Source organism: Subtercola sp. RTI3, from assembly GCF_035018625.1.
GTDB classification, from domain to species: Bacteria; Actinomycetota; Actinomycetes; order Actinomycetales; family Microbacteriaceae; genus Subtercola; species Subtercola vilae.
The window spans coordinates 53,408-65,695 of sequence record NZ_JASJXO010000001.1 but is presented as its reverse complement, the minus strand read 5'-3'; the positions used below and the strand labels follow the sequence as shown (position 1 = coordinate 65,695).

9 protein-coding genes are annotated in these 12,288 nt (G+C 64.1%); 1 reads left to right on the top strand and 8 read right to left on the bottom strand.

Annotated features, from left to right (window positions below; all coding sequences use genetic code 11):
* Positions 1 to 58 precede the first annotated feature (58 nt).
* The 6 genes from rapZ to uvrB all read right to left on the bottom strand — a co-directional run bounded on the left by rapZ (position 59) and on the right by uvrB (position 8,801).
* Positions 59 to 937: an RNase adapter RapZ gene (gene rapZ / locus QN358_RS00380; RefSeq protein ID WP_136640506.1), complete on the bottom strand. Its 879-nt coding sequence runs from the start codon at positions 935 to 937 to the stop codon at positions 59 to 61.
* Between the two features lie 85 nt (positions 938 to 1,022).
* Positions 1,023 to 2,876 (bottom strand): excinuclease ABC subunit UvrC, encoded by a 1,854-nt coding sequence (uvrC, locus tag QN358_RS00375; protein ID WP_323511121.1) that lies wholly within the window; start codon positions 2,874 to 2,876, stop codon positions 1,023 to 1,025.
* Positions 2,877 to 2,901: 25 nt separating this feature from the next.
* Positions 2,902 to 5,793 (bottom strand): excinuclease ABC subunit UvrA, encoded by a 2,892-nt coding sequence (gene uvrA / locus QN358_RS00370; RefSeq protein ID WP_323511119.1) that lies wholly within the window; start codon positions 5,791 to 5,793, stop codon positions 2,902 to 2,904.
* A gap of 68 nt (positions 5,794 to 5,861) precedes the next feature.
* A complete protein-coding gene (locus QN358_RS00365) occupies positions 5,862 to 6,161 on the bottom strand; it encodes a helix-turn-helix domain-containing protein (protein ID WP_136640509.1) in 300 nt (99 codons plus the stop codon).
* A gap of 176 nt (positions 6,162 to 6,337) precedes the next feature.
* Positions 6,338 to 6,634: a helix-turn-helix domain-containing protein gene (locus QN358_RS00360; RefSeq protein ID WP_136640510.1), complete on the bottom strand. Its 297-nt coding sequence runs from the start codon at positions 6,632 to 6,634 to the stop codon at positions 6,338 to 6,340.
* Between the two features lie 103 nt (positions 6,635 to 6,737).
* A complete protein-coding gene (gene uvrB, locus QN358_RS00355; protein ID WP_136640511.1) occupies positions 6,738 to 8,801 on the bottom strand; it encodes an excinuclease ABC subunit UvrB in 2,064 nt (687 codons plus the stop codon).
* A gap of 82 nt (positions 8,802 to 8,883) precedes the next feature.
* On the opposite strand from uvrB, the gene QN358_RS00350 reads away from it, so the two are divergent.
* Positions 8,884 to 9,909, top strand: a complete 1,026-nt coding sequence (locus QN358_RS00350) for an ATP-dependent 6-phosphofructokinase (protein ID WP_323511115.1) — start codon at positions 8,884 to 8,886, stop codon at positions 9,907 to 9,909.
* Positions 9,910 to 9,938: 29 nt separating this feature from the next.
* On the opposite strand, the gene coaE is transcribed toward QN358_RS00350, so the two are convergent.
* Both coaE and rpsA read right to left on the bottom strand, forming a co-directional pair.
* Positions 9,939 to 10,592, bottom strand: a complete 654-nt coding sequence (gene coaE, locus QN358_RS00345; protein ID WP_323511113.1) for a dephospho-CoA kinase — start codon at positions 10,590 to 10,592, stop codon at positions 9,939 to 9,941.
* Positions 10,593 to 10,683: 91 nt separating this feature from the next.
* Positions 10,684 to 12,138: a 30S ribosomal protein S1 gene (rpsA, locus tag QN358_RS00340; protein ID WP_136640514.1), complete on the bottom strand. Its 1,455-nt coding sequence runs from the start codon at positions 12,136 to 12,138 to the stop codon at positions 10,684 to 10,686.
* Positions 12,139 to 12,288: the final 150 nt, after the last annotated feature.

Genomic DNA, 12,288 nt, shown 5'->3' with positions numbered 1-12,288 from the left:
CCATCTCCTTCGTGCGGTGTCTGGCCGGCTCCTGGGTCACAGGGCCGGTCGACTACCGTTATTCGCGACCCAGGTCGCGGTGTTTGACGCTGACGACGACGCCGGGATTCGTGCTGATCAACTCGGCGAGTCTGCGTGCGACAGCAACCGATCGGTGTTTGCCGCCCGTGCAGCCTATGGCAATTGTGGCGTGGCGTTTGTTCTCACGCTGATAGCCGGCCAAAACAGGTGAGAGCGCCTTGGCGTAATTCTCAATGAAATCTTCAGCACCTTCCTGGGCGAGAACATAGTCGCTGACCTCGGCGTCGAGGCCGGTTTTGTCTCGCAGTTCGGGAATCCAGAATGGGTTCGGAATGAACCGGCAGTCGGCCATGGCGTCGGCGTCGGAGGGCGCGCCGTACTTGAAGCCGAAACTCATGATGGTGACTTGCACTCCCGCTGTGCCGACGGCCGAGAACCGGTCTGCGACCGCCGTTGCAAGCTGATGCACGTTCAGGTCTGAGGTGTCGATGATGATGTCGCTCGACTCGCGAATGGCGGTCATGCGGGCGCGTTCTGCACCGATGCCGTCGAGCAGGGTTCCGTTGCCCTGCAGCGGATGCGGTCGCCTGACCTGCTCGAAACGCCTGACCAGCGCCGCATCGGTGGCCTCGAGGAACACGACGCGAACCTGAATGCCGCTGCGGAGAGCCTGGATGATCTCTTGCAGATCTGAGAAGAAATCGCGGCCGCGAACGTCGACCACCGCGGCCAGGCGCGGCAGCGTGGAGCCGGCGTGCTCGGCCAGGTCGACCAGCGGGCGCAGCATCTGCGGCGGCAGGTTGTCGACCACGTACCAGCCGAGATCTTCGAGGGCGTTCGCCACCGTCGATCGCCCGGCGCCCGACATTCCGGTCACAATGAGCACTTCCTGCTGCTGGGCAGTTTCGAGTGTCATCGTTTTCGTGTGCTTTCGCCTCGTCGGTGCGTGTCGTCTAAGACTATCGGCCTCTGCGTGTCGCTCGCCCGCACAGACCCCGGGCCTACGAACGCAGCTGCTCGAAGATGGTCGTCGCGAGCTGCTCGCCGATGCCCTTGACCTCGCCGATCTCGGCTGCGGTGGCCTGCTTGAGCTTGGCCACCGAACCGAACTCTTTCAGCAGCACCTTCACGCGAGTAGGGCCGAGGCCCGGAATCTCAGACAGCACGCTGGTGATGTCGCGTTTGCGCCGGGCGCGCTGGTGCGTGATGGCGAAGCGGTGGGCCTCGTCGCGGATGCGCTGCAGCAGAAAGAGCGCCTCGCTGCCGCGCGGGAGAATGACCGGGTAGTCGTCGTCGGGCAGCCAGATCTCTTCGAGCCGCTTCGCGAGGCCGCAGAGAAAGATACCCGTGACGCCCGACTCCTTGAGCGCCCGGGCAGCGGCCTGCACCTGGGGCTGGCCGCCGTCGACGATGAGCAGGTTCGGCGGGTACGAGAACTTCTTGGTCGCGGTATCAGACTCCGCGCGCTCAGAGCCCTCCTCGAGGTAGGCGAGCCGCCGGGAGATGACCTGGTAGATCGAGTCGGTGTCGTCGGTGGTCTCGGGAATCGTGAAGCGCCGGTACTGGTCTTTGCGGGCGAGCCCGTCTTCGAAGACCACCATCGACGCCACCACGTTGGTGCCGCCGAGGTGTGACACGTCAAAACATTCCATGCGCAGCGGTGCGTCGGGCATCCCGAGCCCGTTCTGAATGTCGGTGAGGGCTTCTGTTCGTGCAACGAAGTCGGTGCTGCGCCGCATTTTGTAGAGCATCAGGGCGTTTTTCGCGTTCATCGTGGCGGTCTGCATGAGCGCCGCCTTCTCGCCGCGCTGGGCCGTCTTCAGGGCCACCTTCGAGGTGCCCCGCCGCTCTGAGAGCCACTGCTCGAGCTCCTGGGCGTCGCCCGGCAGGTCGGGCACGATGATCTCGCGCGGCGGAACCTGGCCTTCGTAGGCCGTCTGCAGAATCGAATCGACGAGCTCGGCCGTCGTGAGGTCGAGCTCTTTGTCGACCATCCAGGCCCGCACACCGCGAATGCGGCCGCCCCGCACGATGAACTGCTGCACGGCGGCGGCGAGTTCATCGTGTTCGATGCCGAACAGATCGGTGTCGACGCTGTCGGCGAGCACAACGGCGCTCTTCTCGAGAACGGCGTCGAGTGCGTGCAGCTGGTCGCGAAAACGGGCAGCCTTCTCGTATTCCTGGGCTTCGGATGCCGCACGCATCTTCTTCGTCGTCTCGGTGACGAACCGCTTGTCATGCCCATTCATGAAGGCGATGAAGTCGTTCACTAGCTCGCGATGTTCTTCGATGGTCACGCGCCCAGAACACGGACCCCCGCAGCGCCCGATCTGCCCGGGAAAGCAGGGTCGACCCGTCTGCATCGCTTTCTTGTAGCTCGAATCGGAGCACGTGCGAATGGGAAACGCCTTGATCATCAGGTCGATCGTGTCGTGCACGGCCCAGATCTTGGGGTATGGCCCGAAATACTTGGCGCCCTTGATCTTCTGGTTGCGCGTCACCATGACCCGGGGAGCCTCGTCACCGAGCGTGATGGCCATGAACGGGTACGACTTGTCGTCGCGAAACTTGACGTTGAACGGCGGGTCGAACTCTTTGATCCAGGTGTATTCGAGTTGCAGGGCTTCGACGTCGGTGCCCACCACGGTCCACTCGACGCTCGAGGCGGTCGTCACCATGCGCCGGGTGCGCTCGTGCAGGCTCCTCAGCGGCGCGAAGTAATTGCTGAGCCGGGCACGCAGGTTCTGCGCCTTGCCCACATAGAGCACGCGGCCGTTCGCGTCACGAAAACGATAGACACCCGGCTGGGTGGGAATCTCGCCCGCCTTGGGGCGGTAACTGACCGTGTCTGTCATCGAACTCTTCTTGGTGTTGCCGAGGTCACGACGCCTTGCGCCGCTCGCCTGCGCCCGCCTGCAGAATCTCTTTCAAGAAGAAACCGGTGTGGCTCTTCTTGACCTTGGCAAGCTGCTCGGGGGTGCCCGTCGCCAGCACCTTTCCGCCGCCCGATCCGCCCTCGGGCCCGAGGTCGATCAGCCAGTCGGCCGACTTGATCACGTCGAGGTTGTGCTCGATGACGACGACGGTGTTGCCCTTGTCTACGAGCCCGTTCAGTACCAGGAGGAGCTTTCGCACGTCTTCGAAGTGCAGCCCGGTGGTGGGCTCGTCGAGCACGTAGACGCTGCGGCCGTTCGAGCGCTTCTGCAGCTCGGTCGCGAGCTTCACGCGCTGAGCCTCGCCGCCGCTGAGTGTGGTGGCGCTCTGGCCGAGCCGCACGTAACCGAGCCCCACCTCGACGAGGGTGTTCAAAAAGCGGTGGATCGCGGTGATCGGCTCGAAGAAGATGGCAGCCTCGGCGATGGGCATGTCGAGCACTTCTGCAATGCTCTTACCCTTGTAGTGCACCGAGAGGGTGTCGCGGTTGTACCGCGCTCCCCCACACACTTCGCATGCCACATACACGTCGGGCAGGAAGTTCATCTCGATCTTGATCGTGCCGTCACCCGAGCACGCCTCGCAGCGCCCACCCTTGACGTTGAAGCTGAACCGGCCGGGCTGGTAGCCGCGGGCCTTCGCCTCGAGTGTCTCGGAGAACAGCGTGCGGATACGGTCGAACACGCCCGTGTAGGTCGCCGGGTTCGACCGCGGGGTGCGGCCGATGGGGTTCTGGTCGACGTGCACCACTTTGTCAAGGTTCTCGAGCCCGGTGACCCGCTTGTGTTTGCCGGGAATCTTGCGGGCGCCGTTCAACTGGTTGGTCAGCACGCGGTACAGGATGTCGTTCACCAGCGACGATTTACCCGAACCGCTGACGCCGGTGACGGCGATGAACGTGCCGAGGGGAAAGTCGACCGTCACCTTCTTGAGGTTGTTCGCCTCGGCGTCGACAACCGTGATCTTGCGCTCAGGGTCGATCGGCCGGCGCGTCGCGGGAATCTCGATGCTCCTGCGGCCCGACAGGTAGTCACCCGTAAGACTGTCGGTGTTGGCGAGCAACCCCTCGTACGAGCCTGAGTGAACCACGGTTCCGCCGTTCACACCGGCGCCGGGGCCGATGTCGACCACCCAGTCGGCCATGCGAATGGTGTCTTCGTCGTGCTCGACGACGATGAGCGTGTTGCCGAGGTTCTTGAGCTTCACCAGCGTCTCGATGAGGCGGCGGTTGTCGCGCTGGTGCAGGCCGATGCTCGGCTCGTCGAGCACGTAGAGCACCCCGGTGAGCCCCGAGCCGATCTGCGTGGCCAGCCGGATGCGCTGGGCCTCGCCCCCGCTCAGTGACCCCGCCGCGCGGGCCAGGTTCAGATAGTTCAGCCCGACCTGGATGAGGAAGTCGAGCCGCAGGCGGATCTCCCGCAGCACCTGCGCGGCGATCTGCGCCTCGCGGTCGGTGAGGGTGAGTTCTGCCATGAAGCTCTGGGCATCGGTGAGGCTGATGTCGGTGACATCGGCGATGCTGTGACCGTTGACCAGCACGGCGAGCACTTCGGGCTTCAGCCGCTTGCCATCGCAGACCGGGCACGCCACTTCGCGAAGATATTCGGCCCAGCGGGCGCGCTGGTTGTCGGTCTCGGCCTGCAGATACTGGCGTTCGATGTAGGGAACCACTCCCTCGAAGCCCGAGGTGTAGCTCATCTCACGGCCGAAGCGGTTCTTCCACTTCACCCGCACCTCGAAGTTGTCGCCGCGCAGCACCGCTTCTTGAACGGTCTTGCTGAGTTCGTTCCACGGCGTGCTGAGATCGAACTTCAGGTCGCGGGCGAGGCCGTCGAGCAGCTTCTCGTAGTAGTTGTAGAGGCCCTTGCCCTGCGTCGACCACGGGATGACGACACCCTCGTTGATACTCAGCTCGGGGTCGCCCAGCAGCAGGTCGGCGTCGACCGACATGCGGGTGCCGAGCCCCGAGCACTCGGGGCAGGCACCGAACGGAGCGTTGAACGAGAAGGTGCGCGGCTCGATCTCGGTGAGCTGCAGGGGGTGCTGGTTGGGGCAGCTCAGCTTCTCGCTGAACGTCTGCCAGGCATCCGGCCCGTCGGCGTCGACGTAGTTCACCTGAACGATGCCGTCGGTGAGCCGCAGTGCGGTCTCGAGTGAATCGGTGAGGCGGCTCAGAATGTCGGGGCCGGCCACCAGGCGGTCGATCACGACCGAGATGTCGTGCTTGATCTGCTTCTTCAGCTTCGGCGGCTCATTGAGCTGAATGATGTCGCCGTCGACCACCGCACGTGAGTAGCCGCCCGCAGCGAGTTCTTTGAAGAGGTCGACGAACTCGCCCTTCTTCTGCGTGATGACCGGGCTCACGATCTGGTACCGGATGCCCGTTTCGAGCTCCATCAGCTGGTCGGCGATCTGCTGAACCGTCTGCGCCGAGATCTTCTCGCCGCACACGGGGCAGTGGGCGATGCCGATGCGCGCCCAGAGCAGGCGCATGTAGTCGTAGATCTCGGTGATGGTGCCGACGGTCGAACGCGGGTTGCGGTTCGTCGACTTCTGGTCGATGCTGACCGCCGGGCTCAGGCCCTCGATGAAGTCGACGTCGGGGCGGTCGACCTGGCCGAGAAACTGGCGTGCATACGCGCTCAGCGATTCGACGTAGCGGCGCTGGCCCTCGGCGAAGATCGTGTCGAACGCCAGGCTCGACTTCCCCGAGCCCGAAAGCCCCGTGAAGACCACGAGCGAATCGCGCGGGATATCAAGGTCTACGTCGCGAAGATTGTGAACACGGGCACCACGGACACTCAGTTTTCCGGCGGAATCCACCTCTGTAATTGACACCCATGAAGTCTACGGTCTGCCACTGACACTGCTCCCCCGGTGGCGCTCGCTACGCTCAGGGCGCATCATCAGGCGCGACGCGAAGCCTGTTCGCGAAGAAACTCGGCGGCGCTCAGGCGGTGCGTTCGCCCCGGAATCATCGCCGCAGTGAGACCCGCCACCCACCCGTCGAGTTCGGCGTTCAGCGCGCCGGAGAGAGCGACCAGTGTCGAGAGACTCGGGTTGGTCTGCCCCCGTTCGACCTTGCCCACGTTGGTGACGTGCATCTCGGCGAGGTCGGCGAGATCTTCTTGGCTCAGGCCCAGCTGCTGACGGGTGGCACGGATGCGCTCCCCTACGATGCGGGCGGCCTCAGAGTGTTCGAGCATTACTCATGACTATCGGCTGCCCGGAGTGCAGACCAGAGCGTCGGGGCGGGCGGCGCGGAGGGATGAGGCGTGTGCGCTGTGCCTATCTACTCTGCGCTGCGCTGCGCTGCGCTGGGCTGCATCGTGACGGCCCCTGCGGCCCGTGGCGGGCGTTCGGGTGCGTGCGCCGATCGCTGTCAGCCGCGGCGGGCACGCTCGCGCAGAAACTCGGCGGCCGTCAGCGTGTGCGTTCGCCCGGGAATCATGGCGGTCGTCAGCCCCGACGTCCAGTCGCCCACATTCGCGTTGAGTGCCCCGGCAAGCGAGATCAGCGTGGTCAGGCTCGGGTTCGACTGCCCCCGCTCGATTTTGCCCACGTTCGTCACGTGCATCTCCGCGAGTACGGCCACGTCTTCCTGGCTCAGCCCGAGCTTCTGGCGGGTGGCGCGAACGCGCTCCCCCACGATGCGGGCGGCTTCAGAGTATTCGGGCATACCTCATGACTACGTGACCACGCCTTTTGCTACCAGAGTGTAAGCATCCGATGCTTTCAGACCTCACGATTGTGTACCAGATGCGCTCAAGCGTCGAACCCGATCAGATGTGACCTGCCTTCTCCATCTGGCGGAGCTCGTGCTTCATGTCTCCCAGTTCGTCGCGCAGCCGCGCTGCCAGTTCGAACTTGAGTTCGGCAGCGGCGGTCATCATCTGGTCATTCAGGTCGGCGATGAGCGTCTCGAGTTCATTCGCGCCCGCGGCGGCGATGCCCTCCCGGCGCAGGTTCGGGGTGGGGCTCCGCTTTTTGCTGTTGCGCCCGGCCAGCAGTTCGGCCGTGTCGGCGCCTTCGCGCGTGAGCATCTCGGTGATGTCGGCGATGCGTTTACGGAGCGGTTGCGGGTCGACGCCGCGCTCGAGGTTGTAGGCAACCTGCTTCTCGCGGCGCCGGCTGGTCTCGTCGATGGCGCGGGTCATCGAGTCGGTCATCACGTCGGCGTACATGATCACCTGGCCCGACACGTTTCGTGCGGCCCGGCCGATGGTCTGGATGAGCGACGTCGACGAGCGCAGGAACCCCTCTTTGTCAGCGTCGAGAATGGCCACGAGCGACACTTCGGGCAGGTCGAGGCCCTCTCGCAGCAGGTTGATGCCCACGAGCACGTCGTAGACGCCTGCTCGAAGCTCGGTGAGCAGCTCGACGCGACGCAGTGTGTCGACGTCGGAGTGCAGGTACCGCACGCGCACGCCGTGCTCGCCCATGAAGTCGGTGAGCTCTTCGGCCATCTTCTTCGTCAGCGTGGTGACGAGAATGCGCTCGTCTTTCGCCACGCGAATACGAATCTCCTCGAGCAGGTCGTCGATCTGCCCCTTCGAGGGCTTCACGATGATCTCGGGGTCGATCAGCCCGGTGGGCCGGATGATCTGCTCGACCACCCCGTCGGCGATGCCCATCTCGTATTTTCCCGGCGTCGCAGAGAGGTAGACCTTCTGGCCCACCCGGTCGTTGAACTCGTTCCACCGCAGCGGACGGTTGTCGAGCGCGCTCGGCAGCCGGAAGCCGTGCTCAACGAGTGTGCGCTTGCGCGACGAGTCGCCCTCGTACATGGCACCGATCTGCGGCACCGTGACGTGCGATTCGTCGATCACGACGAGAAAGTCGTCGGGAAAGTAGTCGAGCAGGCAGTGCGGAGCCTCGCCGGGCTGACGCCCGTCGATGTGCCTGGAGTAGTTCTCGATACCGGAGGTGAAACCGATCTGCTGCATCATCTCGAGGTCGAAGGTGGTGCGCATGCGCAGCCGCTGGGCTTCGAGCAGCTTGCCCTCGCGTTCGAGCTGCGTGAGGCGCTGGGCGAGCTCTTCTTGAATGGTGCCGATGGCCCGGTGCATGACCTCGGTGTCGGCCACGTAGTGCGAGCCGGGGAAGACCGAGATCGAATCCATCTTGCGCACGATGTCGCCCGTGAGAGGGTGCAGCGTGTAGAGCGCCTCGATCTCGTCGCCGAACATCTCGATGCGAATCGCGAGCTCTTCGTACATGGGGATGATCTCGATGGTGTCGCCGCGCACCCGAAAGTTGCCGCGCGAGAAGTCGATGTCGTTGCGCTGGTACTGCATGGAGATGAACTTACGGATGAGCCAGTCGCGGTCGACCTTCTGGCCCACCTGCAACGCCATCATGGCGTTCATGTACTGCTCGGGTTGGCCGAGGCCGTAGATGCACGACACAGTGGAGACCACGATGACGTCGCGCCGGCTCAGCAGTGAGTTGGTGGTGGAGTGTCGCAGCCGCTCGACCTCTGAGTTGATCGAGCTGTCTTTCTCGATGAATGTATCGGTCTGCGGAACGTACGCCTCTGGCTGGTAGTAGTCGTAGTACGACACGAAGTACTCGACCGCGTTGTTCGGCATGAGCTCGCGAAACTCGTTCGCGAGCTGGGCCGCCAGGGTCTTGTTGTGCGCCAGAACCAGTGTGGGCCGCTGTACGGCTTCGATGAGCCACGCCGTGGTCGCCGACTTGCCGGTACCGGTCGCACCGAGCAGCACGACATCGGTCTCGCCGGCGTTGATGCGCGCGGTCAGTTCGGCGATCGCCGTGGGCTGGTCGCCGCTGGGCGTGTAGTCACTGATGACTTCAAACGGGCGAACAGAGCGGGTGGGTTCCATGCAATAAGTTTACGTAGGGCCACTGACACTGCTCCCCTTCCGGGCCCGATTACGCCCAGCGAGAAAGCCCTAAGGTGAAGCCATGAGAATCGGAATTCTGACAAGCGGCGGCGACTGCCCCGGCCTCAACGCGGTCATCCGGGGCATTGTGCTCAAGGGCACGGAGATCAACGGCCAGGAGTTCGTGGGGTTCAAGGGCGGTTGGCGCGGTGTGGTCAACTCCGATCTCATCGAACTCGGCCGCTCGAACGTGCGCGGCATCGCCAAAGAGGGTGGCACCATTCTGGGCACCTCCCGCACGAACCCGTTCGAGGGCGAAGGCGGCGCTGAGCGCATCCAGCAGAATCTCGAACGCGAGGGAATCGACGCCGTCATCGCCATCGGTGGCGAGGGCACCCTTGCTGCGGCCAAACGGCTGACGGATGCTGGGCTGAAGATCGTCGGAGTACCGAAGACCATCGACAACGACCTCGACGCCACCGACTACACCTTCGGCTTCGACACGGCCGTTCAGATCGCCACCGACGCGATGGATCGCCTGCGCACCACTGGCGATTCGCACAGCCGTTGCATGGTGGCCGAGGTCATGGGCCGGCACGTCGGCTGGATCGCGCTGCACTCCGGCATGGCCGCGGGGGCACACGCCATACTTATCCCCGAACAGAAGACGACGATGGAGCAGATTCGCGGCTGGGTCGAGAGCGCCAATGCCCGCGGTCGCGCGCCGCTCGTGGTGGTGGCCGAAGGTTTCGTGCCCGGCGAGGCGGATGACGCGCACTCCGAGCGCGGGCTCGACGCGTTCGGGCGCCCCCGCCTCGGCGGTATCGGCGAACGGCTCGCCCCCATGATCGAAGAGATGACCGGTATCGAGACGCGGGCCACCACGCTCGGCCACATTCAGCGCGGCGGGGTGCCGAGCGCCTACGACCGCGTGCTCGCTACCCGCCTCGGCATGGCCGCGAGTGATTCGGTGCTCGAGGAGCGCTGGGGGCAGATGGTTGCGCTTCGCGCAACCGACATCGTGAACGTGGGCTTCGAAGAGGCCCTCGGCAAGCTCAAGGTCGTGCCCCAGCACCGCTACGACGAGGCTGCGCTTCTCTTCGGCTGAGCATCGTCGTTGTCTTCTATCTCCCCAATTCAGTTTGTGGGGAGCGCGGTGGGCTCGGCGGGGGTAGCTTTGGCTTTGGCCTCTGCTTGAGCGCGCAGGGTGAGCCAGAGGGCGTCGGCGCCGGTGAGGGTGTCGGCGAGCGTACCGGTGGAGTCGATGACGATGTCGGCGATGGCAAGGCGTTCGGCCTCGGACACCTGCGACGCTATGCGCCGTTCGGCGTCAGAACGCGACATCCCGCGGTGCGTGATGAGGCGGTCGATGCGCAGTTCATCGGGGGCGCTCACCACGATCACCTTTTCGAAGGGGTGCGGAAGCTTGCCTTCGACGAGCAGCGGAACGTCGTACACGATGATGGCGTCGGGGTCGGCCGCTTCGGCCTCGGCGATGCGTTCACGAGTGAGCTGCTGAACGGCTGGGTGAACGATGGCGTTCAGCTTGACGAGCTGTTCGGGGTGCCCGAAGACGGCGGCACCGAGGGATGCCCGGTCGAGCGACCCGTCGGGCAGCACGAGCTGCTCACCGAAGGTGTTCGCGATGTTCTGCAGGGCATCCGTGCCCGGCTCGACAACCTCGCGCGCCAGCTGGTCGGCGTCGATGCGAACGGCCCCGTGCTCGGCGAGGCGTTTCGCGACGGTGGACTTGCCTGAGGCGATGCCGCCGGTGAGCGCTACGAGATACACGACTTCATGCTACCCGCCCGCCTAAAGCTGCCTTGACGGCGAACGGCCGCCCTCCCGAAGGAGAGCGGCCGAACGAGGTAATGCAGAGAAACTAGTTGTTCGAGCTCAGCTTCTCGCGAAGCGCGGCGAGCGTCTCGTCGTCGGCGAGGGTGCCGGCTCCGGTCGACTCGCTGGAGAACGACGAGCCCGAGGGAACGCCTGAGGCGTCGAGCGGGGTCTCTTCGTTCGAGGTTGCAACCTGCTTCTTGTGGGCTTCCCAGCGAGCCTGGGCTGCAGCGTAGTCCTGCTCCCACTTCTCGCGCTGGCTGTCGAAGCCTTCGCGCCACTCGTTGGTCTCCGGGTCGAAGCCTTCGGGGTACTTGTAGTTGCCCTGGTCGTCGTACTCGGTGAGCATGCCGTAAAGGGCCGGGTCGAACTCGGTACCTTCGGGGTCGACGCCCTCGTTGGCCTGCTTGAGGCTCAGCGAGATGCGGCGACGCTCGAGGTCGATGTCGATGACCTTGACGAACACGTCGTCGCCGACCGAGACAACCTGCTCGGCGAGTTCGACGTGCTTGCCCGACAGCTCGGAGATGTGCACGAGGCCCTCGATGCCCTCTGCAACGCGAACGAACGCGCCGAAGGGAACAAGCTTGGTGACCTTACCCGGTGCAACCTGGCCGATGGCGTGGGTGCGGGCGAAGACCTGCCACGGGTCTTCCTGCGTCGCCTTGAGCGACAGGGAGACACGTTCGCGCTCGAGGTCGACCTCGAGGATCTCGACGGTGACCTCCTGGCCAACCTCGACAACCTCTGAAGCGTGCTCGATGTGCTTCCACGACAGCTCGGAGACGTGAACGAGACCGTCGACGCCGCCGAGGTCGACGAACGCACCGAAGTTGACGATCGACGAAACGACACCCTTGCGAACCTGACCCTTTTGGAGGTTGTTCAGGAACGTGGTGCGGCTCTCCGACTGCGTCTGCTCGAGCAGCGCGCGGCGGCTCAGAACGACGTTGTTGCGGTTCTTGTCGAGCTCGAGGATCTTCGCTTCGATCTCCTGGCCGAGGTACGGCGTGAGGTCACGAACGCGGCGCAGCTCGATGAGCGATGCCGGCAGGAAGCCGCGAAGGCCGATGTCGACGATGAGCCCGCCCTTGACGACCTCGATGACCGAACCGGTGACAACACCGTCGGCGTCTTTGATCTTCTCGACGTCGCCCCATGCACGCTCGTACTGAGCGCGCTTCTTCGACAGGATGAGGCGGCCTTCTTTGTCTTCTTTCTGAAGAACAAGAGCCTCGACCAGGTCGCCGACCTTCACGACATCAGTCGGGTCGACATCGTGCTTGATGGAAAGTTCGCGCGAGGGAATGACACCCTCGGTCTTGTAACCGACGTCGAGGAGAACCTCGTCGCGGTCAATCTTTACAACGGTGCCTTCGATGAGGTCTCCGTCGTTGAAGAACTTCAGTGTCTTCTCGACCGCGGCAAGAAAGTCTTCAGCAGACCCGATGTCGTTAACGGCTACCTGCTTGGGTGCCCTGTCGGTCGTTACGATTGTCATGTAGTAGTTGCTCCAGTATGGACATATATCAGGCTGTGCAGCAGAAAACTCATCCGAGTGAAGCTTCACCCGGAGAGAGTTCGTGAGCGCACGGCAATGGATGTTTGACGCAAATTGCGCCAATCAATCTTAGCCCCGCGATTCTGCCTC

Excerpts from the sequence above, each read along its gene's own strand:
- rpsA (WP_136640514.1), bottom strand. The coding sequence starts at position 12,138 with ATGACAATCGTAACGACCGACAGGGCACCCAAGCAGGTAGCCGTTAAC.
- QN358_RS00350 (WP_323511115.1), top strand. The coding sequence starts at position 8,884 with ATGAGAATCGGAATTCTGACAAGCGGCGGCGACTGCCCCGGCCTCAAC.
- uvrC (WP_323511121.1), bottom strand. The coding sequence starts at position 2,876 with ATGACAGACACGGTCAGTTACCGCCCCAAGGCGGGCGAGATTCCCACC.
- QN358_RS00365 (WP_136640509.1), bottom strand. The coding sequence starts at position 6,161 with ATGCTCGAACACTCTGAGGCCGCCCGCATCGTAGGGGAGCGCATCCGT.
- rapZ (WP_136640506.1), bottom strand. The coding sequence starts at position 937 with ATGACACTCGAAACTGCCCAGCAGCAGGAAGTGCTCATTGTGACCGGA.
- QN358_RS00360 (WP_136640510.1), bottom strand. The coding sequence starts at position 6,634 with ATGCCCGAATACTCTGAAGCCGCCCGCATCGTGGGGGAGCGCGTTCGC.
- uvrB (WP_136640511.1), bottom strand. The coding sequence starts at position 8,801 with ATGGAACCCACCCGCTCTGTTCGCCCGTTTGAAGTCATCAGTGACTAC.